The sequence below is a fragment of the Bradyrhizobium sp. MOS002 genome, assembly GCF_003020115.1.
In the GTDB taxonomy this organism is placed as follows: Bacteria; Pseudomonadota; Alphaproteobacteria; order Rhizobiales; family Xanthobacteraceae; genus Bradyrhizobium.
Map to the genome: position 1 here is coordinate 258,408 of NZ_PYFX01000004.1, position 23,953 is coordinate 282,360.

Annotated in this window: 20 protein-coding genes; 9 read left to right on the forward strand and 11 right to left on the reverse strand. The window is 63.1% G+C overall.

Annotated features, from left to right (window positions below; genetic code table 11):
• Nucleotides 1-101: 101 nt before the first annotated feature.
• Nucleotides 102-1,268 (reverse strand): TAXI family TRAP transporter solute-binding subunit, encoded by a 1,167-nt coding sequence (locus C7G41_RS14115; protein ID WP_106943158.1) that lies wholly within the window; start codon nt 1,266-1,268, stop codon nt 102-104.
• Nucleotides 1,269-1,434: 166 nt separating this feature from the next.
• Nucleotides 1,435-1,656 (reverse strand): acetyl-CoA carboxylase biotin carboxyl carrier protein subunit, encoded by a 222-nt coding sequence (locus tag C7G41_RS14120; protein WP_106943159.1) that lies wholly within the window; start codon nt 1,654-1,656, stop codon nt 1,435-1,437.
• 94 nt (nt 1,657-1,750) lie between these two features.
• Here C7G41_RS14120 and C7G41_RS14125 point away from each other — a divergent pair, with 94 nt between their 5' ends.
• The 5 genes from C7G41_RS14125 (at nt 1,751) to C7G41_RS14145 (ending at nt 9,817) form a co-directional block, all read left to right on the forward strand.
• Complete coding sequence (locus C7G41_RS14125; protein WP_106943160.1) at nt 1,751-2,725, forward strand: IclR family transcriptional regulator; 975 nt, start codon at nt 1,751-1,753, stop codon at nt 2,723-2,725.
• Nucleotides 2,655-4,214: an acyl-CoA carboxylase subunit beta gene (locus C7G41_RS14130; protein ID WP_106943161.1), complete on the forward strand. Its 1,560-nt coding sequence runs from the start codon at nt 2,655-2,657 to the stop codon at nt 4,212-4,214. Before C7G41_RS14125 ends, C7G41_RS14130 begins: the two co-directional genes overlap by 71 nt.
• A gap of 419 nt (nt 4,215-4,633) precedes the next feature.
• A complete protein-coding gene (locus tag C7G41_RS14135) occupies nt 4,634-6,331 on the forward strand; it encodes a GMC family oxidoreductase (RefSeq protein ID WP_106943162.1) in 1,698 nt (565 codons plus the stop codon).
• Between the two features lie 268 nt (nt 6,332-6,599).
• On the forward strand, nt 6,600-8,114 hold the full coding sequence (locus C7G41_RS14140; protein ID WP_106943163.1) for an ATPase domain-containing protein: 1,515 nt from the start codon (nt 6,600-6,602) through the stop codon (nt 8,112-8,114).
• Nucleotides 8,111-9,817 carry a response regulator gene (locus C7G41_RS14145; protein WP_106943164.1) on the forward strand — a complete coding sequence of 569 codons (1,707 nt, stop codon included), beginning with the start codon at nt 8,111-8,113 and terminating at the stop codon, nt 9,815-9,817. The genes C7G41_RS14140 and C7G41_RS14145 overlap by 4 nt, the downstream gene beginning before the upstream one ends.
• Before the next feature lie 56 nt (nt 9,818-9,873).
• Here C7G41_RS14145 and C7G41_RS14150 read toward each other — a convergent pair whose 3' ends face one another.
• From C7G41_RS14150 to C7G41_RS14170, 5 genes are all read right to left on the reverse strand, one after another.
• Complete coding sequence (locus C7G41_RS14150; RefSeq protein WP_106943649.1) at nt 9,874-10,641, reverse strand: amino acid ABC transporter ATP-binding protein; 768 nt, start codon at nt 10,639-10,641, stop codon at nt 9,874-9,876.
• A gap of 40 nt (nt 10,642-10,681) precedes the next feature.
• Nucleotides 10,682-11,374 (reverse strand): amino acid ABC transporter permease, encoded by a 693-nt coding sequence (locus C7G41_RS14155; RefSeq protein ID WP_106943165.1) that lies wholly within the window; start codon nt 11,372-11,374, stop codon nt 10,682-10,684.
• Nucleotides 11,371-12,162 (reverse strand): amino acid ABC transporter permease, encoded by a 792-nt coding sequence (locus C7G41_RS14160; RefSeq protein ID WP_106943166.1) that lies wholly within the window; start codon nt 12,160-12,162, stop codon nt 11,371-11,373. Before C7G41_RS14160 ends, C7G41_RS14155 begins: the two co-directional genes overlap by 4 nt.
• 62 nt (nt 12,163-12,224) lie before the next feature.
• Nucleotides 12,225-13,121, reverse strand: coding sequence for an amino acid ABC transporter substrate-binding protein (locus C7G41_RS14165; RefSeq protein ID WP_106943167.1), 897 nt, complete (start codon nt 13,119-13,121; stop codon nt 12,225-12,227).
• Between the two features lie 29 nt (nt 13,122-13,150).
• The gene (locus C7G41_RS14170; protein WP_199198369.1) at nt 13,151-14,311 is read right to left on the reverse strand and encodes an aminotransferase class V-fold PLP-dependent enzyme; all 1,161 of its coding nucleotides are present in this window, start codon (nt 14,309-14,311) and stop codon (nt 13,151-13,153) included.
• Between the two features lie 221 nt (nt 14,312-14,532).
• Between C7G41_RS14170 and C7G41_RS14175 the strand changes: the two genes are divergently transcribed.
• The gene (locus C7G41_RS14175) at nt 14,533-15,330 is read left to right on the forward strand and encodes an IclR family transcriptional regulator (RefSeq protein ID WP_106943169.1); all 798 of its coding nucleotides are present in this window, start codon (nt 14,533-14,535) and stop codon (nt 15,328-15,330) included.
• A 136-nt stretch (nt 15,331-15,466) separates the two neighbouring features.
• On the opposite strand, the gene C7G41_RS14180 is transcribed toward C7G41_RS14175, so the two are convergent.
• On the reverse strand, nt 15,467-16,642 hold the full coding sequence (locus C7G41_RS14180; protein ID WP_106943170.1) for a patatin-like phospholipase family protein: 1,176 nt from the start codon (nt 16,640-16,642) through the stop codon (nt 15,467-15,469).
• 229 nt (nt 16,643-16,871) lie between these two features.
• Here C7G41_RS14180 and C7G41_RS14185 point away from each other — a divergent pair, with 229 nt between their 5' ends.
• The 3 genes from C7G41_RS14185 (at nt 16,872) to C7G41_RS14195 (ending at nt 20,198) form a co-directional block, all read left to right on the forward strand.
• Complete coding sequence (locus tag C7G41_RS14185) at nt 16,872-17,654, forward strand: acetoacetate decarboxylase (protein ID WP_106943171.1); 783 nt, start codon at nt 16,872-16,874, stop codon at nt 17,652-17,654.
• 110 nt (nt 17,655-17,764) lie between these two features.
• Nucleotides 17,765-18,784, forward strand: coding sequence for a transporter (locus tag C7G41_RS14190; RefSeq protein WP_106943650.1), 1,020 nt, complete (start codon nt 17,765-17,767; stop codon nt 18,782-18,784).
• Nucleotides 18,785-18,857: 73 nt separating this feature from the next.
• Complete coding sequence (locus C7G41_RS14195; protein WP_245446535.1) at nt 18,858-20,198, forward strand: carbohydrate porin; 1,341 nt, start codon at nt 18,858-18,860, stop codon at nt 20,196-20,198.
• Here the strand turns inward: C7G41_RS14195 and C7G41_RS14200 are convergent.
• The 3 genes from C7G41_RS14200 to C7G41_RS14210 all read right to left on the reverse strand — a co-directional run bounded on the left by C7G41_RS14200 (nt 20,195) and on the right by C7G41_RS14210 (nt 23,847).
• Complete coding sequence (locus C7G41_RS14200; protein WP_106943173.1) at nt 20,195-21,490, reverse strand: MFS transporter; 1,296 nt, start codon at nt 21,488-21,490, stop codon at nt 20,195-20,197. The genes C7G41_RS14195 and C7G41_RS14200 overlap by 4 nt on opposite strands.
• 109 nt (nt 21,491-21,599) lie before the next feature.
• On the reverse strand, nt 21,600-22,796 hold the full coding sequence (locus C7G41_RS14205) for an acetyl-CoA C-acyltransferase (RefSeq protein WP_106943174.1): 1,197 nt from the start codon (nt 22,794-22,796) through the stop codon (nt 21,600-21,602).
• 280 nt (nt 22,797-23,076) lie between these two features.
• Nucleotides 23,077-23,847 (reverse strand): enoyl-CoA hydratase, encoded by a 771-nt coding sequence (locus tag C7G41_RS14210; RefSeq protein ID WP_106943175.1) that lies wholly within the window; start codon nt 23,845-23,847, stop codon nt 23,077-23,079.
• Nucleotides 23,848-23,953: the final 106 nt, after the last annotated feature.

Sequence of the window (23,953 nt, forward strand, 5' to 3'; positions counted from 1 at the left end):
TGGCTGTTGGTTGAATCGAACGCGGCGGCAAGCTCCCCCTCTCCCGCAAGCGGGAGAGGGGGCGAACTGCCTTCCTGGCAACCATCGATATCATCGCAAAATCAATCCTCGAACCCGTTCGGCATGTCGGCCTTCGCAAGCGCTGCCGCACGCGCCTTCATCCAGCCATCGAGGAATGTCTTGTCATCCGCAGGCGGATTGGATTTGCCGTACTCGGTCCACGCTGCGCCAAGCACCTCCTGGCGCTTGATCAGCTTGTTGTTGTGGGTGTCCTGCGCGTCGCTCCATTGCGCGGCTTCCTTAAGTGCCTTCACCGCGCCGGGATGCACCGGCACCACCCAATTCTTGGTCTGGCGATCGGCCGCAAGCCCACCGGCGCCGGGCGCGGAGTCCTTGTAGGAATCGTAATTTGCGATCATCGCCTTGGTGATCGCGTAAACTTGGTCAGCCGGTTGCGAGGCGTAGGCGACGAAGATCGGGTAGGGATAGTTGCCGAGCTCGATCGGCTTGTCCGGCGAGATGCCGGCGCCGCAGGTCGCGGTCTGCGGGAAAAAGAACGAGCCGACCTTCTGCATCCGCGCCCAGCCTTCCTTGTCCTTGGCGGGCAGCGGCGGCCAGATCAGGCCGCGCGGCGAGGTCTCGGCTTCCTTGGCGGGGCCGGTGATGGTGGTGCCGAAGGCTGCGTCGGTGTCGTTGTTGATCAGGCCCTTCCACATCGCGCCGTAGCTTGCGAACTCGACGACCTTGACGTCTTTCTGCGTCAGGCCGGCGAAGGCGAGCACCGCGAGCGAGTTCTGGTTCAGCGCCGGCGAGCCGACGACGAATCCGACACGTTTGCCCTTGAGATCCTTCAGCTCCTTCACGCCCGTATCCGCGGCCACGCCGAGCGTGCCGCAATTGCAGTCGACGGATGAGAGCAGGATCTGGAGCGGTTGCGGGCCCCATTCCCTGGAGCCGAACTCGAACACGCCTTCCTGCGCGAAATAGGTCCCCGATCCCATCGCCGCGGAGACCGCACGCTTGGCGCGCAGCGGCGCCAGGCGCGCGACGTCGTTGCCTGCGGGGAGCACGCGAACGTCGGTCGCGTATTTGTCCTTCATCATCTTGCCGACGCCGACCGCGATGTTGAAGCCGGCGGTACCGGTGTCATAGGCGGTGAACGTCAATGTCGCCGGCAGCTTGATGTCTTCGGCGGCTGCATAGCGTGTAGACGCAAAAGAAAGGCCCGCCACTAAGGCAGGCGCGAGCATGATCAGCCCACGAAGCATGTTTCCCTCCAATGATCCTCGCGTTTGCCGCGACGATTTTCTTTCTTTGTTTGAAACAGGTTTTGTTTGAAACAGATCATGTCATCGCGATCAGGCGATGGCAACGCCGTACCGCGAACGCAGCAATGAGGCTGACAGATTGTCGCGGAAACGACGGAGAATGCAGTCAGTTCGCGACGATCGCGATCGCCTGTCCCTCGGCAACGACGTCGTCGAGCTTCACCAGGATAGATGTGATCTCGCCGCTCACAGGAGAAAGCACAGGTATCTCCATCTTCATCGCTTCGACCAGCACAATCTCATCACCATCCGCAACGGTTCCTCCAACTTGCACGGGAGTTGAGCAGATGCGACCCGCGATCTCCGTAACGATCTTAATCTCTGGCATGCCATCGCCTTCTTCTTGTGGTCGCAAAATGCCTGAGGTAGTTTCTTCTGCAAGCGGAATTTAATTCCGCACAGCGGAACAAGCGGTAGGGATCATGGGACGACGTTCGGAGCGGTTGAGTAGGCAAGGTGCGCTCGCCGGCGATGCCGGTGAGGGTGATGTCATCCAGGTGGTGTCGCGCGCGTTCGACGTGTTGCGATGCTTCGAGGGCCACGATAGCAGGCTCGGCAATCTCGAAATTTCAAATCGCTGTGGCCTGCCGCGCTCGACGGTGTCGCGGCTCACGCACACGCTGACGCGGATGGGGCAATTGGTCTATCTGCCGCGCGATCAGAAATATCGCATCGGGCCGAGCGCGGTGGCGATGAGCGCCTCGATGATGAAGGGCGCGCAACTGCGCTCCATGATCCGCCAGCGGCTGCAGGAAGTCGCCGAGCAACTGCCGGGCACCGTCGGCTTCGTGGTCCCCGATCGCTTCCATCTCGTCTATCTCCAGTTCGCGCGTTCGGCTTCTGCGCTCGGCCTGCACGAGGGCACCGGCAGCCGTATCTCGATGGCCTCGACCGCTGCGGGCGCTGCCTACACCGCGGCATTGGCGCCCGAGATCGGCGATGCCTTCATCGCGGACATGGAGCGGGAAGCTCCCGAGGCTGCAAAAATCCTGCGGCCCCGCATCGAGGCCAACCGGCAGTCGCTGCATGAGCGTGGGTATGTCGTGGCGTGCGGCCTGTGGAGCCCGCATATCAACGGGCTCGCGGTGCCGATCTGGTCGCCGCAGTACCAGACCTTCGTCGTCATCACGATCGGTCTTCTGTCGGCGATGTACGACGAGGAGCGCCTGCATGCCGAGGTCGCGCCGCTGATGCTCGCGCTCGGCCGGTCGCTCGGCAGCCTGATGGAGGGCGCGGAAGGCGACGTTTTCAACGCCCGCATCCCGCGTAAACCGGTCGCCATGGCCGTGCACAACAATAACAAGCCGATCAATTCGGAGGGAGTGAATGAACTGGAAGCCGGAACTCGACGAGCTCGCCCGGCGCGAAGCCTTCGCGCGGGAGATGGGCGGCGTTGACAAGGTCAAGCGTCAGCATGACCAGGGCCGACTGACTGTTCGGGAACGTATCGACAGACTGACCGACAAAGGCAGCTTTCACGAGATCGGTGCCGTCTCCGGCGTCGGCGAGTACGATTCCAGCGGCGAGTTGCAGAAACTGACGCCGGCGAACTGCGTGTTCGGCCGCGCGCGCGTCGAAGGCCGCACCGTCGTCGTGGTCGGCGACGATTTCACCGTGCGCGGCGGCTCGGCGGACGCGTCCATCTCCGCAAAACCGCTGATGGCGGAGGAGATGGCGCATGATTTCCGCCTGCCCATCGTTCGCATCATCGAAGGCTCCGGCGGCGGCGGCTCGGTCAAGACCATTGAGACCAAGGGCGCGGCCAACTTGCCGGGCGGCATCGGCGGCACACGCTGGTATCGCTTCACGACGGAGAATTTGTCGCGCGTGCCCGTGGTCGCGCTCGGCCTCGGCTCGGTCGCAGGGCTCGGTGCGGCGCGTCTCGCCGCCAGCCACTATTCCATCATGACCCGGAAGTCCGCGATGTTCGTCGCTGGTCCGCCGGTGGTGAAGGCGCTGGGGCAGGACCTCTCGAAGGAAGAGCTCGGAGGTGCCGACATCCAGACCCGCGCCGGCGCGGTCGATCATGCCGTCGACACCGAGGAGGAGGCCTTCGCCTGCGCGCGGCGATTCCTGTCCTATCTGCCGTCGTCGGTTGACGGGCTGCCGCCGACCTTGCCCTGCACCGACAATCCGGAGCGCGCCGAAGAGGCGCTAATGAGCGCGGTGCCACGCAACCGCAAGCAGGTCTACAAGATACGGCCGATCGTCGAACAGGTCGTGGACAAGGGCTCGTTCTTCGAGGTCGCCAAGAATTTCGGCAAGCCGATCATGGTCGGCCTGGCGCGGCTCGAGGGCAGGGCGGTGATGGTGCTCGCCAGCGACAGCTTTCACTATGGCGGCTCCTGGACGGCTGATGCCTGCCAGAAGGTGGTGCGCTGGGTCGACTTCGCCGAGACCTTCCATTTGCCGATCGTCTATCTCATGGACTGCCCCGGCTTCATGATCGGCCTCGATGCGGAGAAGGCGGGCACCATCCGCCATGGCGTTCGCGCCATGGCGGCGGTCAATCAGACCACGGTGCCCTGGTGCACGGTGATCCTGCGCAACGCCTTCGGCGTCGCAGGCGTGGTGCATCAGCCCGCCGACCGCTTCTCGATTCGCTACGCCTGGCCTTCGGCCTATTGGGGCTCGCTCCCGCTCGAAGGCGGCATCGAAGCCGCTTACCGCGCCGACATCGATGCGGCCGAGGACAAGGCGGCCAAGCTGGAGGAGATACAGGACCGCCTCAACAAGCTGCGCTCGCCGTTCCGCTCCGCCGAAAAGTTCTGGGTGGAGGAGATCATCGATCCCAGGAAGACGCGGTCGCTGCTGTGCGAGTTTGCGCGGCTGGCGGAGCCATTGCGAAAGCCGGGGCCGCCGGGGAATTTTTCGATCAGGCCGTAGCTTCAGCCGTCACTGCGAGCCGCTGATGCCGACCTCCGCCGAATGCCAGTTGGGCAAAATTGATCTATCGCAACGCCACGCGTCCGATTGTCTGCAAGCGTCTCGTTTGAAACGAGGGAGAGACGTCATGACAAATGCGGGTAACGCGCTGCTTTGGACGGGCATATTTTTCTGTCTGTCGTTCGCTTCAATTTTTGTAGTCTGGTTTGCCGAACGGTTGCGTGCGGGCTTCGTGAGGAAGCCGTAAAGCTTCCCAGGTTGGGTAGCTCGTCAGTTGCAGCCTGGCGGTTGGTGCCTGCCGATAGGGCGCCTTCGAGGTTGCCGGCGTCTGTGCTCCGCTTTGCCGCGGCAGCGATGACGTGACGTCAAAACAATAACGCGCTACGCTTCTTGGGCAAGAACAAGAGGAAGCGCCAATCGTGTACGACTTCATTATCGTGGGCGGCGGCTCGGCGGGGTCCGTGCTGGCCCACCGGCTCTCCGCGAAGAGCGCCAACAAGGTCCTGCTCTGCGAGGCCGGACAGGACACACCACCCGGAGACGAGCCGGCCGAGATCAGGGACAGCTATCCGGGGACGGCCTATTTCGATCCGCGCTTCCACTGGACCGAGCTCAAGGTCACGACCCAGATCGTCAGCCACAACAATCCGGACGTAGGGCGTCCGCCCTTGCGCAAATACGAGCAGGCACGCGTGCTTGGCGGCGGCTCCTCGATCAACGGCCAGATGGCCAACCGCGGCGCGCCGACCGACTACGACGAATGGGAATCGCGCGGCGCTGCGGGGTGGAGCTGGAGCGATGTGCTGCCCTTCTTCAAGAAGGTCGAGCGCGACCTCGATTTCGACGGCCCGTACCACGGCAAGGACGGCCGGATCCCGGTTCGCCGAATCCCGAGGGAGCACTGGACGCGGCATTCGCAGGCGTTCGCGCAAGCCTTCCAACAGGCCGGACATCAGTTCCTGCCGGACCAGAATGGCGAGTTCGTCGACGGGTTTTTCCCGGTGACGCATTCGAACCAGGCCGAGCAACGCGTCTCGGCTGCCATGGGCTATCTCGATCGCGACACGCGCAAGCGCGCCAACCTCACGATCTCCACCAACACGCAAGTCAGGGAGTTGCTGTTCGAAGGCACGCGGTGCGTCGGCGTGAAAGCTGTGGTCGACGGGCGGGAGCAGGAATTCCGCGGCCGCGAGATCATTCTCTCCAGCGGCGCCATCCATTCGCCGGCGCATCTGCTGCGCGCCGGCATCGGCCCGGTCGGTCACCTCAAGGATATGGGCATTCCCGTGCTGATGGGGCTGCAGGGCGTCGGCCAGCGCCTGATGGATCATCCCTCGATCTCGCTGTCGTCCTTTGTCCGCCGCGGCGCGCGGATGAACGAGCACACCAGGCGCCACATGCAGCTCGGCCTGCGTTACTCGTCCGGGCTCGAAGGCGTACCCAAAGGCGACATGTTCGTCGTCCTGCTCAGCAAATCGGCCTGGCACGCCGTCGGCGAGCAGATCGGATCGCTGCTGACATTCGTCAACAAGACCTATTCCGAGACCGGACAGGTCAAGCTTGCCTCGCGCGATCCGGCGGCCGAGCCGATAGTCGAGTTCAATTTGTTGTCCGATCGGCGCGACCTCGATCGCCTGATGAGCGGTTTCCGCAAGATGGCGGCTGTGCAGATGAGCGACGTCGTCAGGGCCGTAACGGACAAGCCGTTCCCGGCCTCCTATACCGACCGCGTGCGCAAGATCGGCGTGGTCAATACCAAAAACAGGATTCTCACCAAGATCGCCGCGGCCCTGATGGACGGGCCGGCAGCGCTGCGCCACTACATGATCGACAATTTCGTGGTCGAGGGTTTCAGCTTCGACGACGTCATCAACGATGACGAGGCGCTGGAAGCCTTCGTGCGCAAGGCGACCATTGGCGTGTGGCACGCCTCCTGCTCTTGCCGCATGGGCCGGGACGACGATCCGATGGCGGTGGTCGATCCAGAAGGGCGCGTCAAGGGCGTGCAGGGCCTGCGCGTCGTCGATGCCTCGATCTTCCCGGTGGTGCCCTGCGCCAACACCAATTTTCCGGTCCTGATGTCGGCGGAGAAGATCGCGGCCGCGATCATGCAGTGAGCTGGCGCGGCTTTTTCGGGTCGGGGAACTGCCTTGTCGTCGCTGACCATTCGGGATCCTTGGTCAGACCGTAAAGCTAAAATGGGGCGACAAGAACGGTTCCGCTTCAGACGGTCTGGCGGACATGCGCCGGAGACGGGAACTTGGAACCCGCCTTGGGCGTTCTTTGCCAGATTTCGCCTTACGGCTGCGACTTGGCCGCTGACCGCGCGGCCCGTCTCGGGGCTGGAGCGCATTTTTCGGCGATGGAGCTTCACGGGGGGTCCCAATGATCAATTCATCGAGCCGGGCGCAAACCAGCGACCCCGGAGAGTTGCCCAGGATTTCGACCGGCAGTGACGGCCTCGACGATATCCTCTACGGCGGGCTCGACCCCAATCGCATGTACCTCTACGAGGGTCGGCCCGGCTCGGGCAAGACCACGATGGCGCTGCAATTCCTTCTCGAGGGCGCCCGCTGCGGTGAACGCGTGCTCTATATCTCCTTGTCGGAAACCAAGCGTGAGCTGACGCTGGTTGCGCAGCGGCACGGCTGGTCGCTGCAAGGCGTCGACATCTTCGAACTGGTGCCGCCGGAAACGACGCTCGACCCGGAGCGCGAGCTCACCGTCTTCCACCCCGCCGAAATGGAGCTGAGCGAAACCACGGGCCTGATATTCAAGGAGGTCGAACGGATCAATCCCGCGCGCGTGGTGCTGGACAGCCTGTCCGAGCTGCGTCTCCTTGCGCAGAACCCGCTCCGGTACCGGCGACAGGTTCTGGCCCTGAAGCACTTTTTCACCAACCGCAATTGCACGGTCATCCTCCTCGACGATCTCTCGTCCTCCCAGGACGATCTGCAACTCCATTCGATCGCGCATGGCGTCGTGATGCTCGAACAGCTCGCCATTGATTATGGCGCGGAGCGCCGGCGGCTTCGCGTGATCAAGATGCGCGGCATTCGATTTCGCGGCGGCTTCCACGATTTCATGATCGAGGCGGGAGGGGTGCGGATATTCCCCCGTCTGGTGGCGGCGGAACATCACACCTCGTTTATCGGTGAGTTGACGCCGAGCGGCAATGCGGAGCTCGACCAGCTCCTCGGAGGAGGGCTCGAGCGTGGCACCAGTGCGCTGCTTTTGGGCGCCGCCGGTGTCGGCAAGTCTTCTCTCGCGCTGACCTATGCGATCGCGGCGGCGGATCGCGGTGAGCATACGGTGTTCTTTGCCTTCGATGAAGGTCGCGGTACGGTGGAAGCGCGAGCTCGTACGCTTGGCCTGCCTCTTGAAAACCATCTGCAATCGGGACTCATCCGATTTAAACAGATCGATCCCGCCGAGATGTCCCCCGGCGAATTCGCCGCCAATGTGCGCGAGAGCGTCGAAAAGGATAACGCCCGTATTGTTATCATCGACAGTCTGAACGGCTACCTCAACGCAATGCCGGATGAGCGATTTCTCATCCTCCAGATGCATGAGCTGCTGAGCTATCTCGGACAGAAAGGCGTGCTGACCGTCCTGATCCTCGCTCAGCATGGGCTGGTCGGTCCGATGGAAACGGCTCTCGATATCAGCTATTTGAGCGATGCCGTGCTCATGCTGCGCTATTTCGAAGTCGGCGGAACGGTGCGGCGTGCGCTCTCGGTCGTGAAGAAACGCAGCGGCAATCATGAAAATTCCATCCGCGAGTTTCGTCTTGGCCGTGCCGGCATTACGGTCGGTCCTCCGCTGACCGGGTTCAGCGGCATCTTTTCCGGGAATCCGCGTTACTCGGGCACGGAGATGCCGGAAGGGCTGTCGGAATGAGCGCCGATCGCGATCATTGCGTCCTCGTGTTTGCTCCGATCGGCCGCGATGGACCGGCATCGGTCGAGCTTTTCCGCAATTCGAATCTCGTCGCAATCAATTGTCGAGGTCTGCCTGAACTGGTCACCGAGATGTCGGCGGGCGTGGGCGCGGTCCTTCTCGCCGAGGAGGGCTTGTTCGGGAAGGATACCCAGCCGCTGGCACATTGGATCGAGAGGCAACCGCCCTGGTCCGACCTGCCCTTTGTCATTCTCACCAGCCACCGAGAACAGCCGGCGGTGGTTGCCTGGCGCCGCAGCATCGTCGAGACACTCCGCAACGTTTCGCTGCTCGAGCGCCCGGTTCAGCCGATCACGCTGACGAGCGCAATTCAATCCGCAATGCGGGCCCGCCGGCGGCAATATGAAATTCGGACCTTGCTGCAGGCGCGCGAGCGGACGGCCCAGGAGCTCGAGAAGCTCGTGGTCGAGCGCACCCGTGCCCTCGAGGAGGCCAACAAGCATCTGCGGGCCGAAATGGAAGAGCGCGCCCGCGTCGAGGAGACCCTTCGTCAGGCCCAGAAGATCGAAGCCATCGGACAATTGACCGGCGGAGTAGCTCACGACTTCAATAATCTGCTGATGGTCATCTCCGGTGGATTGGACATGCTCGACCGGCAGACCGATCCTGATCGGCGGCGTCGTCTGTTGGAAGGAATGGTTCAGGCGGCGCAGCGTGGTGCCGGCCTGACCCGGCAGCTTCTGGCTTTTTCACGGCGGCAGAAGCTCCGGCCCGAGGCCGTCGACATCCCAGCGCAGATCGGCGGCATGCGCGAATTGCTCGATCGGAGCCTGAGAGGCGACGTTCACGTCGAGTTCGATTTTCCGGAGGGGCTTTGGCCGGTGGAGGTCGATCCGGGAGAGCTCGAACTGGTCGTTCTCAACCTGGCGGTCAACGCCCGCGATGCGATGCCGAACGGTGGCACGATCGTTGTCCGTGGCGAGAACCTGGCCGGCCTGAACGAGAACGAGATCGCGGGGGACTACGTTCGTCTGTCCGTGGTGGACGGGGGCGTCGGTATGAGCCCCGAGATCCTGGCGCGGGTCTTCGAACCGTTCTTCACGACCAAGGATGTCGGGAAAGGCTCGGGCCTGGGGCTTGCTCAGGTCCACGGATTTGCGACGCAATCACGCGGGATGGTTCGAATAAAATCCATCGTCGACGAGGGCACCAGCATCGAGCTCTATTTGCCGCGATCCAGGAATATCCCATCGGGTGAACGGCATCTCATCGACCTGAACAGGGCTCGACCCAAGAAGGCCAATCATGGCCGAATTCTCCTCGTCGAAGACGACGACGAGGTCGCCGCGCTGGTCAGCGAGATGCTTGCGCAGCTCGGTTACCAGGTCACGCGCGCGGCCAGCGCTGCGGCGGCTCTCGGTGCCTTGGCCGACGGCCGCTCCGTCGATCTGGTGTTTTCCGATATCATGATGCCGGGCGGCATGAACGGTGTCGAACTCGCGCGCGAGATTCAGAGACGGCGAAGCGACATCCCGGTCCTGCTGACGAGCGGATACGCCGAAGCCGCGGTTCACGACGCCGCAATGGCTGGAATCCGGATCCTGTCGAAACCCTACCACATCGACGAGCTCGCCGCCGCGCTTGGCGCCGCAAAGTCGGACTTTCGAATCGGCGCGGAAACTAAGCGCTCGGGGGCGTCGTGATCGGGGCTCTGGCACCGCCTCGACAAGCCGCGCTCTATCGGGCGCTGCCGACTTAGCTAGTGAATGATCTGGTTTAAAAATGCCTTCGCCCGTTCCGTGCGAGGATCTCGAAAGAATGTTTCCGGTTCTGCTTCCTCGATGATGTTACCGCGATCCATGAAGACCACCCGGTCGGCGACCTCCCGGGCGAATCCCATCTCGTGCGTCACGCACACCATCGTCATTCCCTCTTTCGCCAGCTCGACCATGGTTTCCAGTACCTCCTTGACCATCTCGGGGTCGAGAGCCGATGTCGGTTCGTCGAACAGCATGATCTTGGGCTGCATGCACAGCGCTCGCGCGATGGCGACACGTTGCTGCTGACCGCCCGACAATTGCGCAGGATACTTGTCGGCCTGATCCTGAATGCGGACCTTCCGCAGCAGGTCGAGTGCGCGATCGCGCGCCTCAGACTGCGAAATCCCGCGAACCTTAATCGGAGCCAGCATGCAGTTCTCCGCGACGGTGAGGTGCGGAAAAAGGTTGAAGCTCTGAAATACCATCCCGACTTCACAACGTACGCTGTTGATGTCGGCGATGCGGTTGGTCAGCTCGACACCATCGACGATAATCCTGCCTGCATCGTGCTTCTCGATATGGTTGATGCACCGGATGAGGGTAGACTTACCGGAGCCTGATGGTCCGCAGAGCACGATCTTCTCGCCCCTGTCGACCTTGAGGGTGACGTCGTTCAGCGCAGTGAATGCGCCAAACCGCTTCATCACGTTCTCGACGACGACGATCTCGGCGGGCCGTGTGGCATTGCTGACAGTCGCTTGCGGCATGTTCGTCTCCCAAATGCGAGGCGGTTCGGTACCCCGATGGTCAGCGGGCCGCGGCAGCAGCATATCGCTTGCGAAGGGTGGCGACGCACTGGGACGCCGCAGAACTGATGACGAGATAGGCTACTGCTATGACGAGATACATTTCGACGAGGCGGCCGTTGAGCTGCGCGAGCTTGGAGGCGGCACCGAGAAGATCCGTCAACGACAGGACATAGACGAGAGAAGTGTCCTGAAACAGGATGATCGTCTGGCTCAGGATAATCGGGCTTGCCACCCGCAGGACCTGCGGGAGGACAATGTGGCGGTAGGTGTCGTAGGTGGACAGCGCGAGGGCTTGGCAGGCCTCAAACTGGCCCTTGTTCACGGCACGCAGTCCAACGCGGATGATCTCGGAATAGTAGGCCGCCTCGAACAAGCCGAAAGTGATGAAGGCGGTATAGGTGGCGCCGATCGGGATGGGGCGGCCGTTGCCGCTAAGGTGCCCGAGCACGATCGGTACCAAGAAGAAAAACCAGAACAGAACGAGGATCAGCGGGATCGACCGGATGATCGCCACGTAGCCGCGGATGATCTGGGCGACCAAGGGAATCTCGAAGTGCTGCGCCAACGCAAGGCAGGTTCCGAGAATCATGCCGATGGCGAACGCGGCGGCTGTGAGCGACAGTGAGAACAGCAGGCCCGACCAGAGATAGGGCCATGATTGCGCGACGATCGAGAAATCGAGGGCGTTCATTTCGCGGCCTCCATGGCGCCGGGCAAGGCGCCTTGCTGCACTTCGCCAGAGAGATCCTGGTCAGCCGGGAGCGTGGCGGGCGCGCTACCCGGAATCCGGACGGCTCTGTCGATCAGCGCCATGGCTTGATAGGCAATCAGTGCCAGACAGAGATAGACGATGGTCGCCGCGCCAAAGGCAGTGAATGTCTGGAACGTTGCTTCACTGATCTGGCGTGCCTGGGCAGTCAGTTCCATCAAGCCGATCGTGAGTGCGACGGAGGTGTTCTTGTAGATGCCCATCACCTCGCTGGTGAGGCTCGGCACGATGAGGCGCAAGGCCTGCGGCACGATGACGTGTCGATAGGTGAGGTAACCGCTGAGGCCGAGGGCGTTGGCGGCTTCGAGCTGTCCCTTTGGGAGCGCCTCGATGCCGGCCCGGACCTGCTCGGCTATGCGGGAAGCCGTGTAGAGCCCGAGGCAAAGAAGTGCCGGGAAGAACGATGCCCATGGCGGCGGGATCTGCTTGATTGCATCTCCGATTGCGCTCGGCACCACCTCCGGGAAAACAAAATACCAGAGGAACATCTGCACCAAGACAGGGATGTTTCGGAATATCTCGACATAGAGCCGGGCCGGGAGCGCGAAGAAGCGATTCTGGACCGTGCGGCCTACGCCGACGACGATTCCGATGCCAAAGGCTATCCACCAGCCGAAGAAGGCCAGGGCCAGGGTCCAGCCGAGACCCGACAGCAGCCAGTCGATATAGCGCTGGCCATCCGCCGCCTGTTCAAAAAGCACTCCGAACATCGCGAGTCCTCCGGTTACAGGTGCGAACGAGGATCACCTTGCGAGACGATCAGCTCCGTCAACTAGTCGACGGCATCGCTGGGATGCGCGATCCGCTGCGTCAACTCGTCGGTGAGCGGAAATGCGAGGTTCTCACCCTTGGGCGGGATCGGCTTGGTGAACCATTTTGCGTAGGTCTTCTCGAATTGGCCTGATGCCATTTGCTTGGAGAGAACGTCGTCGACGAGTGCCTTGAAGCCGGCATCGCCCTTCGTGAACATCAGCCCGTAGTAGATCTTCGCGTAACCTTCGGGAAGAAACAGGAGTGCGTCCGGATTCGGCGCCGCAGCCTTGAGCCCGGCGAGGAGAATATCGTCCTCCATGAAGGCGGCCGCACGGCCGGTGTTCAACATGAGGAAGGATTCCGCATGGTCCTTGGCTTGGACGATGTTGAGGCCGAGCTGTTCCTTGGCGTTGACGCCCTGCGCGAAGCCGACCGCGTTGGAGCCTTGGGTGACGACGATCGTCTTGCCTTTCAGGTCGCCGGCGGTCTTGACGCCACTGGCGGCCTTGACCAGCCACCGCGGCTGGCTGACGAACGTGGCGACCGAAAACGAGACCTGTTCCTGCCGCTTCTTGTCATTCGCGGTGCCGCCGCATTCGATGTCGACGGTCCCGCTCTGGATCAGCGGTATCCGGTTCGACGAGTTCACCGGGGTGAAGCTGACCTTGAGATTGGGCAATCTCAGCTCCTCCTTGACGCGATCGACGATCGCCGCGCAGAGATCGAGCGAGAAACCGACGGGCTTCTGGTCGGGCCCGAGGTACGAGAACGGTATTGAGGCCTCACGGTGGCCGATCGTAATCGAACCGCTGGATTTGATCTTGTCCAGCGTCGGGCTATCCGCCGCCGCGGAGGGGCTTGCGTTGATAGCTAAGAGCGCCGGGAGAAGTCCCAATACCTGAACGAGCTGCTTCATGGTTTTTGCCATCCCATCGTTTGTCGAATTCAAGCTGCAGCCGAGGAGCGTCCGAGCCCTCGCCGGCGAATGACGTCGATCAGGCGATCGATATCCGCCGCGGTGTTGAACATGCCGAGCGAGACGCGGATGCCGTCACGTTCGGGCGAAACGCGCACGCCGTTCTCCTCGAAATGCCCGAGCCAGTCCGCTGCGGGCAGGGCGATGACGTAGATGTGCGGAGCGCGGTGCTTTCGATCGCGCGGGCCAACCAGGCGGACGTCCAGTTCGTCCAGGCGCGCGATCAGGTGATCGCCGAGGTCGAAGCAGTGGTTCTGGATGTTCTGCACCCCGATCTGCTCGATCATGTCGAGGGAAGCACCCAGAGCATGGATCGCGGGCAGATTGAAGTTGCCAAGTTCGAAGCGCCTGGCGGTCGGTGAGGGAGCCATTTTGTCGGGACGCGCGATGAGGTCGTTCGGGATATCGGCGAGGCTCGCGGCCGCCATATAGGTCGGTTCCAGCTCTCCAAGGGATTTGTCCCAATAGAGAAGCCCAAGCCCTTGCGGAACGAGCAATCCCTTATGGCTGCCGGAGCCGATGAAGCTGGCGCCGATCGCCTTCGCGTCAACAGGTACGACGCCGATCGCCTGCATCACGTCGACGACGAAGTAGAGCTTCTTCCTGGCGCACATCGCGCCGACGCTCTCGATGTCAAAGCGGTGACCGGCATGGAAGGTCACATGCGACATCGAGATCGCACGCGTCTTGTCGTCAATGAAGGCAGCAAAGCTGTCGCCATCGACGATATCCGTCATCGGAACGAAGCGGATTTCCACGCCCTTCCGCTGCAGATTGAGGAACGCGTAGGCGTTGTTCGGATGATCGCCGTGGATCATCAGAACATTGTCCCCGGCCTGGAGCGGCAGTGCGTTTGCCGCGATGTTCATGCTTTCCGACGTGTTTTTCGTGAAGGCGATCTGGTCCGGTGTCACGCCGAGAAAGCGAGCGACCTTGGCGCGGGTCTGCTCCACCCGGTCGAGCCAGACGCTCTTCGGGCCAGCCGTCTCGAAGCTCTCGCGAAGGAAGAGCTCGATCGCGGCTTTCACCGGGCGCGCAAGCGGCGTTTGAAATCCCGAGTCCAGATAAACCATCCGTTCAACGGCAGGGAATTCCTTCCTCACGGCGTCCACGTCGTAGTGACGAGACATGCACATCTCCTGTTGAGCGCGCCGTCGGGACTTGGCAGCCGGCCAAGCGACGGAGCGACATTTCGAAACGGCGAGACTACGTTGCACAAATTTTAGTCAATCGCCGGCAGCGCCAAGAATATGAGCTTTACGGATTTGGACAAATGAAATTGTCGAATATCAATAGATTTAATTCCGAAAAATGATAATTAGTTGCGCTGCCAATTCCAGCCGGTAGGGAAATGACGAAGCAAGTTGAGAGGGATGGACCCTTGGACCGCGCCCTCGCGATCGTTCGGCATGTTGCTGACCAACGTAAAGCCGTCTCAGCGGCAGAGATCGCGAAGGCTCTCTCGCTGCCTCTTCCAACGGCGCACAGGTTGATCGGAAATCTTGAAGGCCGCGGACTGCTTCAGAAGGCGTTGGGGACCAAGCGTTACGTTGTGGGCAATCAACTCGTCACACTGTCCGCGACTGTGATCGGAGCGGCCTTCCGCACCGCGCGGCGGCACGCGGTGCTTCGAGGGGTCGCGGCAGAAATCGGCGAACAATGCGAAATCGGCGTCGTGCGCGATAATTCCGTCGCCTATGTGGACAGCGTTCGCGTTTCGGAGCCGCAAGGTCTTCAGTTCAATCCGGGAGAAGCGGCGCCGCTACATTGCACGTCCACCGGAAAGATCTACATGAGCGGATTGCCCGAGCGGACCCGGGCGAAGCTGTGCCGCGCACTCGCTCTGACCAAATTCACTGAAACGACGATTGTCGATGTCCAGGCGCTGATGAAGGTGCTCGAAGAGACGCGGCAGCGCGGCTGGGCCAAAACGAACGAAGAGTACGTGAAAGGCGTGGTGGGGTGTGCCGTGCCCATCCTGTCCCCGGATCGAGAACTCATCGCTTGCCTGGGTGTCTCCGTACCCGCGGCTCGCGTGAGCTTCGCTGAACTGGATCGATTTATCGGCCCGCTGCAAAAGGCTGCGGCTCTGCTGTCGGAGACCATTTTGCAGGTTGAAGGAGATGACGACGCAGATGCCCAACGATGACAGCCTGCTCCTGTTTTGCCCGACGAGTCAAATCGATTTCGGTAAAGCGTAAGTCATTGATCCACCACGCCCCGGCTACTGTGCATGGGGTTGTTTTCGCATTTTTTGTTTGAGCCCGCCCCGCGGGGCGCGTTGCTCACGCGCTTTCCGTCTCCCGATGCACGTCGTGCACCACCAGCCCCATGCCTTCGTCGGGCATCTTGATCCAGTCGCGGCGCTTCAGGGTGCGCTTGGTGTCTTCGTAGCCGGAGGTCCAGTGCTCGCGCATCGAGGTGCCCGAGAATTCGTGGTCCTTGGCGTCGCCCTCATACGCCTTCTGCTGATAGATCAGATGCAGGATCGCGATCTCCGGCATGTGGCGCAGGCTCGACTTGAGTTTGCGCTCCTCCTCGGAGAGCTGCTCGTCGGGCAGCTTCGCCAAGGCCTTGTAGAGCAGGACCTTGAGGTTGTGGGTGCGGCGGTAGACATCGGTGTTGTGGCGGGTGCGCGAGGAATACATGATGTCCTTTTGGCGGGCCATCACGTCCTGGATCGAGCGCGGCAGCACGCCCCGCGCGCTGAAGAGATCGACCTGGAACACCAGCGAATTGAGCGCGTCCTCCTGGTCGAGCAGGTGCTGGAGCGGCGTGTTGGAGACGATGCCGCCGTCCCAGAAATGATCGGTGCCGATCCGTACCATCGGCAGGGCCGGCGGCAGAGCGCCGGAAGCCATGATGTGCTCCGGCTCGATCTCGTCATGGGAATTGTCGAAATAAATGAAATTGCCAGAGAGCACGTTCACGGCGCCGACCGCGAAGCGAACCTTCTTCTCGTTGATGAGGTCGAAGTCGACGAGTTCGAGCAGGCTCTCCTTCAGCGGCATCGTGTCGTAATAGCTGGTGGCGGTCCGGGCGCCGACCGGGCTGAGCCAGGGATTGACCTGATGCGGGCTGAAGAAGCCCGGCTGGCCCATCGCCGACGTCATCCATGCGCTGGTGAGATTGCGCCACTGCCGGAAGATGTCTCCGTCAGGCGTGTAGTGCCAGATCTTGCGGTTGGTGATGCGCTCCCAGAAGATGCGCAGCGCCTCGAGCCGCTTCTCCGGCTTGTTGCCGGCGATGATGGCGGAGTTGATCGCGCCGATCGAGACGCCGCAGACCCAGTCGGGCTCGATGCCGGCCTCGTGCAGTGCCTGGTAGACGCCGGCCTGGTAGGCGCCGAGCGCGCCGCCACCTTGCAGCACTAGCGCGACGCGGTCGCAGCGCTCGGGCCGCCAGCCTCGTGAGGGAGACTGATGTGTCTGATGAAGCGGTTGCGATGTGCGAGCGTCCATGGTGATGCCTCCTGCTTCTTCAAACGATTGCGTCAGGCGGTGACGGCGTGATGACAATTCTGGCGCCGGTGCATCGCTTGCATGCGCCATGATCGTCTTGGGAATGGCTACGGTCGTGCGGCTGACGGAAATCCTTCACATCGCAGTCAATGACGGCGGCTAGCAATCTGCATCGACGCCTGACGCTGCCGGGCGGGCATCACATGAGCACCACGAGAGGAGACCAGCGATGCGCAGGGAAGATTTGCTGAGGCTTCCGTCGATGCCGGCGGCTGGGCCGAGCTATCCGGCCGGGCCCTATCGCTTCGTCAACCGCGAATTTCTCGTCATCACCTACGAGACCGATCCGGACCTGATCCGCGCCGGCCTGCCTGAGCCGCTGGAGCCGATCGACCAGCCGATCGTGCATTACGAATGGATCCGGATGCCAGACTCGTCCGGCTTCGGCAGCTACACCGAGTCCGGCCTCGTCATCCCCGCGCGCCTGCACGGCGAGGAGGTCAACTTCGTCTCGCAGATGTATCTGGACGATGATCCGCCGATCGCCGCCGGCCGCGAGATCTGGGGTTTTCCCAAGAAATACGCCCATCCCAAGCTCGAGATCGTCAAGGACACGCTGACGGGCACGCTGGAATATGCCGGCCAGCTCGTCGCCATGGGCACGATGGGTTACAAGCACGAGAGCATGGCCGGCAACGGCGATCTGACCCGGGCGACGCTGTCGAAAACGCAGATCAATCTGAAGATGATCCCCGGCGTCGACGGCCGCCTCGAGATCTGCCAGCTCGTTGCGATCAACCTCATCGACATCGTGCCGAAGGGATCCTGGATGGGGCCGGGCCGGCTGCATCTGGTGCCGCATGTCAACGCGCCCGTCGCTGACTTCCCGGTCCGCCGCTGCCTCGGCGCGCATCATTACATCGCTGACCTGACGCTGCCGTTCGGCCGCGTCGTGCACGACTACATCAGGGAAGCCGAGGCGGCGGCCTCGACCGCGCTGGCGGCCGAGTAGGGCATCATCATCAAACTGTAACAATGCCGTAATTGAGTACCCGCGAGGGTCCGGACGATGCCGTCAGCCATCTTCCGGAGCGGGGCGTTCGTTGACGGTTGGGGTTGGTCATGGCTGAGCCGGCGAAGCTTGTCAGCGCGATATCGGATTCCGTGCCTGGCATTCCCGGCCTGGTGTGGGCATTCCGGCTCCACAGCGACGGCGGCGCCGAGGCGCTGCCGATCGAGCATCCGATCGAGTTCAGTCACGACGGCCGGCTCTGGCTGCATTTCAACCTCACGGACACGCGTTCACGGCCGTGGATCGTCGCGTCACAGCTGCCGCCGCTCGCGCGCGAGCTCTTGCTGTCCAACGACACCTTCCAGCAGCTTCACGTCATCGACAACTGCGTCTACGGCGTGTTCTCCGACCTCGTGCGCGACATCGACAGCGCGACGGAGGAGACCGCGTTCCTGCGCTTCGCGATGACCGAGCGGCTCCTGATCAGCGGCCGCCATCAGGCGCTGTGCTCGGCGGATGCGACGCGCCGGGTGCTCGAAGGCGGCTACCGCGTCGACAACGTCGCCCATCTGCTCGAAAAGATCGTCGACGAGGTCGCAGACACGCTGGACCGGATGGCCGACAAGCTCGGCCAGGAGATCGACGAGATCGAGGAGCGGATTTTGGCCGACGACGCCAAGCCGGAGATGCGCCGCAATCTCGGCCGGCTGCGCCGGACCTGCGTCAGGCTGCATCGCCAGCTCACCGGCCTGCGTACGCTGTTCCATCGCCTCGACCAGAAGAACACCGACCACCTGTCGCCGGACTTGCGTATCCAGGCCGGCAAGCTGGCGCAGCGGCTCGACGGCCTCGACCACGATATCGTCGAGCTGCGCGAACGCAGCCGCCTGCTCGAGGAGGAGCTGCGTTTCAAGAACGAGGAGGAAAGCAACAACCACCTCCACACGCTCTCGATCGTGACCTCGCTGTTGCTGCCGCCGACGCTGATCACCGGCATTTTTGGTATGAACACCAAGGGCCTGCCGCTGACCGATGTCGAGAGCGGATTTCTCGTGGCGGCGCTGCTGATGGCCTCGTCGGTCGGTGCCGCCTATCTCTTCATGCGGCGCACGGGCATCTTCAAGAAATAGCGTATCGATCGTGAGTTCGCGTGGTGCTCAATCTCCATTGCGACGGGCGGCTGCGATCGCACTGGCTTCGGCAATGGCGAGCACCGGCGCGCTCGCCGGTGCCAAGGACGAGAGCGCGGCGGAGTGGCTGGCTCCAAAATGGTTCAACGCGTGGCATGACGGCCTCGCCAACAAGGGTCTGAATTTCGGCGCCACCTACATCGCCGACAATATCGGCAACGTTTCGGGCGGCGTTAAGCGCGGCGCCATCCATTTCGGCAGGCTCGACCTGTCGGTCGATGCCGATCTCGACAAGCTGGTCGGCTGGACCGGTGGCCGATTCTACGCCAATGCCTTCGTAATCTACGGGCGAGGCCTAAGCCGCAACTACGTCATGAATCTCGCGACCATCAGCGAGATCGAGGCGTTGCCGGACCAGCGGCTCTACAATGCCTATTTCGAGCAGAGCTTCTTCAACGACAGGCTGAACATCAGGGCCGGCCAGCAGGCCGCCGATGTCGAGTTCTTCGACAGCCAGACCGACGACCTCTTCATCAACGGCACGTTCGGCTGGCCGGCGATCAAGGCGTCCAACCTTCCGGCCGGCGGCCCGGCGCCGCCGATCGCGGTCCCCGGCATTCGCATCAAGGCCGCGCTGACGGATCAGATCACGGCGTTCGGTGCTGTCTTCAACGGCGATCCGTCAGGACCTGGCGATGCAGATCCGCAGCTTCGCGACCATCATGGTCTCGCCTTTCGCGTCAACGATCCGCCGTGGGTGATCGGGCAAGTTCGCTTCAACTACGCCATCGATATCGGCGGCCGCCCGCTCGCCGGCAATGTCACGCCGGGTGCCTGGAAGCATTATGGCTCCTTCGACAGCCAGCGCTTTACGGCGGAGGGGCAGTCGATCGCCGATCCCGGCGGCAGCGGCATTCCGGCGAAGCTTCGCGGAAATTACGGAATCTTCGCGGTCATCGAACAGGTGCTCTACCGCCCGCCGGAGGTCAAGGACAACAGCACGTCGGCCTCGCTCCCGGGTGTCACCGCGTTCGGCCGCATCGCCTACAGCCCGCCGGACCGCAACCTGATCGATCTCTATCTCGACGGCGGCATCGGCTTTGTTGGCTTCGTACCCGGTCGTCCGCTCGATCGCTTCGGCGTGGCGGCGGCCTACATGCGCATCTCGAACACTGCGCGCAACCTCGATCTCGACACGCAATCCTTCACGGGCGTCCAAAGTCCCGTGCGCAGCAACGAGACGCTGATCGAGATGATCTACGAGGCGCATATCAAGCCGGGCTGGCTGATCGCGCCTTATTTCCAATACGTGTTCCGCGCCTCGGGCGGCATCCCCAACCCGAACGACCCGAGCGGTGTCGCGCGGATCGGTGACGCCGCAGTCTTCGGCGTCACCACCACGATCAGGTACTAAGCCATCGCGGCTTGCGGCTTTGGCTTCGGTTGTCGCGAGAGCGTCAGCACGATCAGTGAGGCGAACACGCAGAGCGCGCCGGCGATGAAGAAGGCGGGCAGGTAGCTCTGATAGACCGTCCGCGAGAAACCGGCGCCGAAGGCGGCGGTGCCCGCGCCGAGCTGGTGGCCCGCAAAGATCCAGCCGAACACCAGATTGGCGCGCTCGGGTCCGAATTTCTGCGCGGTGAGCCGCACCGTGGGCGGCACGGTTGCGATCCAGTCGAGCCCGTAGAACATCGCAAAGATCGAGAGCCCATAGAACGAGAAATCGCTGAAGGGGAGGAAGATCAGCGAGAGCCCGCGCAGGCCGTAATACCAGAACAGCAAATAGCGGTTGTCGTAGCGGTCCGACAGCCAGCCCGACATGATGGTGCCGAAGAAGTCGAAGATGCCCATCGCAGCCAGCAGGCCCGCGGCCTGCACCTGCGGGATGCCGAAATCGAGGCACATCGGGATCAGATGCACCTGCACGAGGCCATTGGTGGATGCGCCGCAGACGAAGAACGTCGCAAACAGGACCCAGAATGCGCTGCTCTTCGAGGCGTCGCGCAGCGTGCCGAGCGCGACGCCGGTGATCGAGCCATGGCTGACGGGCGGGGCGGGCAGGGGTGTGGTGCCTTCGTCGCCGAACGGGCGCAGGCCCAAATCGCTGGGACGGTCGCGCATCGCGAGCAGCACCGCGAGGGCGGAAACACCGAGCGCGATGCAGACGAAGCCGAGCGCAAGCCGCCAGCCGAAGCGTTCGGTGAGGCTTGCCAGCAGCGGCAGGAACACGAGCTGACCGGTCGCGACGCTCGCGGTCATGATGCCGACGACCAGGCCGCGCCGCGCCGCGAACCAGCGCGTCGCGATGGTGGCGCCGAGCACCAGCGCGGTCATGCCGGTGCCGATCCCGATCACCACGCCCCACAACGCGACGAGCTGCCAGACCTCTGTCATGCCGAGCGAGAGCACCAGCGCCGAGACGACGATGAGCTGCGCGGTGAGCGTGACGTTGCGCAGGCCGTAGCGGTTGAGCAGGGCTGCCGCGAACGGCGCCATCAGCCCGAACAGGATGAAGCGGATCGACAGCGCGGAGGAGATCTCCGCCGTGCTCCAGCCGAACTCCTTCTGAAGCGGAATGATGAACACGCCGGGCGCGCCGACCGTTCCGGCGCTAATCAGCGCGGTGAGGAAGGTCACGCCGACCATCACCCAGCCGTAGTGGATATTGCGGCGGCCGAGCGTTGCCGCGAGCCAGTTCGAGATCATTGGGCCTCAATCTTGATGGGCAGGCGAGAGACCTGCGCAAGTTTGCAGAATGGCACGGGACTCGTTTGTCGGAAATGACGGAGTCCCCTCATTTCCGGACTTTCTCATGTCAGTGCGTCAAGCGCTCCACCGCGATCGCGGTGGCTTCGCCGCCGCCGATGCAGAGCGCCGCCACGCCGCGCTTGAGGTTTTGCGCCTCGAGCGCATGCAGCAGCGTCACGATCAGCCGTGCGCCGGTGGCGCCGATGGGATGGCCGAGCGCGCAGGCACCGCCGTTGATGTTGAGCTTCTCGCGCGGAATGCCGAGGTCGCGCTGCGCCGCCATCGCCACCACGGCAAAGGCTTCGTTGATCTCGAACAGATCGACATCGTCGGCGCTCCAGCCGACCTTGTCGAGCAGCTTGCGGATCGCCGGGATCGGCGCCGTGGTGAACCATTGCGGCTCCTGGCTGTGGGTGGCGTGGCCCTTGATCTCGGCCAGCGCAGGCAGCCCATTGCGATCGGCGAGCGAGCGCTTCGTCAGCACCAGCGCAGCAGCGCCGTCGGCGTTGGCGGAGGAGGCCGCGGGCGTGATGGTGCCGTTGGCGCGGAAGGCCGGCTTCAACCCGGGGATCTTTGCGGGATCGACCTTCAGCGGATGCTCGTCATTGGCGACGATGCGGGGGCCTGCCTTCTCGCTCAGCGTGATCGGCGCGATTTCGGCCTTGAACGCGCCGCCCTCGACGGCTTTACGTGCGCGGCTCAACGTTTCCATCGCATAGGCGTCCTGGTCCTTGCGGGTGAACTGATAGGCTTCGGCGGTGGCCTCGCCGAAATCGCCCATGGAGCGGCCGGTCTCGTAGGCGTCTTCGAGCCCGTCCATCATCATGTGGTCGATGATGCGGTCGTGGCCGGCGCGATAGCCGCCGCGCGCCTTGGCGAGCAGATACGGCGCGTTGCTCATGCTTTCCATGCCGCCGGAGACGACGATCTCGGCCGAGCCGGCGCGAATGATGTCGTGCGCCAACATGGTCGCTTTCATGCCGGAGCCGCAGACCTTGTTGACGGTGGTGGCACCGGTGGCATCGGGCAGGCCGGCGGCACGCGCAGCCTGGCGCGCCGGGGCCTGGCCCTGGCCGGCGGGAAGCACGCAGCCCATGAAAACCTCATCGACCTTCTCCGGCGCAAGCTTGGCACGCTCCAGTGCCGCGCCGATCACATGCGATCCGAGCTTGTGTGCGGGGAGGGGCGACAGCTCGCCCATGAAGCGGCCGAGCGGGCTACGAACGGCGGAGACGATGACGACGGGATCGGAGGCTTCGGCCATCGGGGAGGCTCCCTAAGATGTCGGATATGTAAGATTATGATCATCATATGATGCGGCGCAAAAAATGCAACTGCGTCGGGCATGAGAAATTGTCGTGGGTCGGATGAGATTTGCTTGTTCGACCGGGGGACGCTGTGTGACGGGGTGTCCATCCCACACAATGGTGTCATCGCCCCTTGATCGGGCGATCCAGTGTTCCACAGGCGGCGCGCGGATACGGAGAGGCCGCGGCGTACTGGATGCCCCGCTTTCGCGGAGCATGACACCGTCTTTGTGGTGCCTACCGCTTCCGATTCACGAAGGCGCCCATCAGCCGCGTCGGCTCGTCCGTCAGGAACGACTCGCCGAACACTTTCACGCTCAAATCCACCGACTCCGTCAGCGGCAGTTCCTCCCACTGGCGCAGCAAGGCCTTCTGCGACCGCAGTGCCTCGGGGCCGCATTCGAGCAGGGCGTTCACGAGGTGCTCGACCTCGGCATCGAGCCCGCCCTCCGGCGCGACCTTGTCGACCAATCCCCATGCCAGCGCCGTCGGCGCGTCGATGTTCTCCGCGGTCATCACCAGCCAGCGCGCGCGGGCCCACCCGATCAGGCGCGGAAGCAGCGCGGCATGGATCACCGAGGGAATGCCGACGCGCACCTCCGGCATGCCGAAATGCGCATCATGGGCGGCGATCCGGAAATCGCAGGCTGCCGCAACTTCGAGCCCGCCGCCGAGGCACCAGCCGGGCATGCGCGCGATCATCGGGGCCGGGAAGGCGCGCACGGCCTCGCAGAGGTCGCGCAGGCGGCTGATGAAGGCCTCGGCGGACTTTTGGTCGAGCTTGGCCATCTCCTTGATGTCGGCGCCGCCGATCATGCTTTTCTCGCTCTGGCCGCGCAGCACCGCAACCCGGATGCTGCGGTCGGAGGAGAGCTGCTGCAAGCCTTCGCGGACCGCGTCGGTGACGGGGGAGCCCAAAATGTTCAGCGAGCCGGCGTTGCAGATGGCGACGTGAACGACGCCGCGCGCATCGCGCGTCACGCCGCAGTGGTGGTTGAGCATTTCCATGAGGGGATCTCTGAGTTTCGTGGACGTTGGAATGCCTGTCGGGATCACTTCCGGGCCGAAACGCATTGCTTGTCAAGCGGGCGGGAGGGAGTTGCCAGGGCGAAGC

Excerpts from the sequence above, each read along its gene's own strand:
- C7G41_RS14115 (WP_106943158.1), bottom strand. The coding sequence starts at position 1,268 with ATGCTTCGTGGGCTGATCATGCTCGCGCCTGCCTTAGTGGCGGGCCTT.
- C7G41_RS14120 (WP_106943159.1), bottom strand. The coding sequence starts at position 1,656 with ATGCCAGAGATTAAGATCGTTACGGAGATCGCGGGTCGCATCTGCTCA.
- C7G41_RS14125 (WP_106943160.1), top strand. The coding sequence starts at position 1,751 with ATGGGACGACGTTCGGAGCGGTTGAGTAGGCAAGGTGCGCTCGCCGGC.
- C7G41_RS14130 (WP_106943161.1), top strand. The coding sequence starts at position 2,655 with ATGAACTGGAAGCCGGAACTCGACGAGCTCGCCCGGCGCGAAGCCTTC.
- C7G41_RS14140 (WP_106943163.1), top strand. The coding sequence starts at position 6,600 with ATGATCAATTCATCGAGCCGGGCGCAAACCAGCGACCCCGGAGAGTTG.
- C7G41_RS14145 (WP_106943164.1), top strand. The coding sequence starts at position 8,111 with ATGAGCGCCGATCGCGATCATTGCGTCCTCGTGTTTGCTCCGATCGGC.
- C7G41_RS14150 (WP_106943649.1), bottom strand. The coding sequence starts at position 10,641 with ATGCCGCAAGCGACTGTCAGCAATGCCACACGGCCCGCCGAGATCGTC.
- C7G41_RS14155 (WP_106943165.1), bottom strand. The coding sequence starts at position 11,374 with ATGAACGCCCTCGATTTCTCGATCGTCGCGCAATCATGGCCCTATCTC.
- C7G41_RS14160 (WP_106943166.1), bottom strand. The coding sequence starts at position 12,162 with ATGTTCGGAGTGCTTTTTGAACAGGCGGCGGATGGCCAGCGCTATATC.
- C7G41_RS14165 (WP_106943167.1), bottom strand. The coding sequence starts at position 13,121 with ATGAAGCAGCTCGTTCAGGTATTGGGACTTCTCCCGGCGCTCTTAGCT.
- C7G41_RS14170 (WP_199198369.1), bottom strand. The coding sequence starts at position 14,311 with ATGTCTCGTCACTACGACGTGGACGCCGTGAGGAAGGAATTCCCTGCC.
- C7G41_RS14175 (WP_106943169.1), top strand. The coding sequence starts at position 14,533 with ATGACGAAGCAAGTTGAGAGGGATGGACCCTTGGACCGCGCCCTCGCG.
- C7G41_RS14180 (WP_106943170.1), bottom strand. The coding sequence starts at position 16,642 with ATGGACGCTCGCACATCGCAACCGCTTCATCAGACACATCAGTCTCCC.
- C7G41_RS14185 (WP_106943171.1), top strand. The coding sequence starts at position 16,872 with ATGCGCAGGGAAGATTTGCTGAGGCTTCCGTCGATGCCGGCGGCTGGG.
- C7G41_RS14190 (WP_106943650.1), top strand. The coding sequence starts at position 17,765 with ATGGCTGAGCCGGCGAAGCTTGTCAGCGCGATATCGGATTCCGTGCCT.
- C7G41_RS14195 (WP_245446535.1), top strand. The coding sequence starts at position 18,858 with ATGGCGAGCACCGGCGCGCTCGCCGGTGCCAAGGACGAGAGCGCGGCG.
- C7G41_RS14200 (WP_106943173.1), bottom strand. The coding sequence starts at position 21,490 with ATGATCTCGAACTGGCTCGCGGCAACGCTCGGCCGCCGCAATATCCAC.
- C7G41_RS14205 (WP_106943174.1), bottom strand. The coding sequence starts at position 22,796 with ATGGCCGAAGCCTCCGATCCCGTCGTCATCGTCTCCGCCGTTCGTAGC.
- C7G41_RS14210 (WP_106943175.1), bottom strand. The coding sequence starts at position 23,847 with ATGGAAATGCTCAACCACCACTGCGGCGTGACGCGCGATGCGCGCGGC.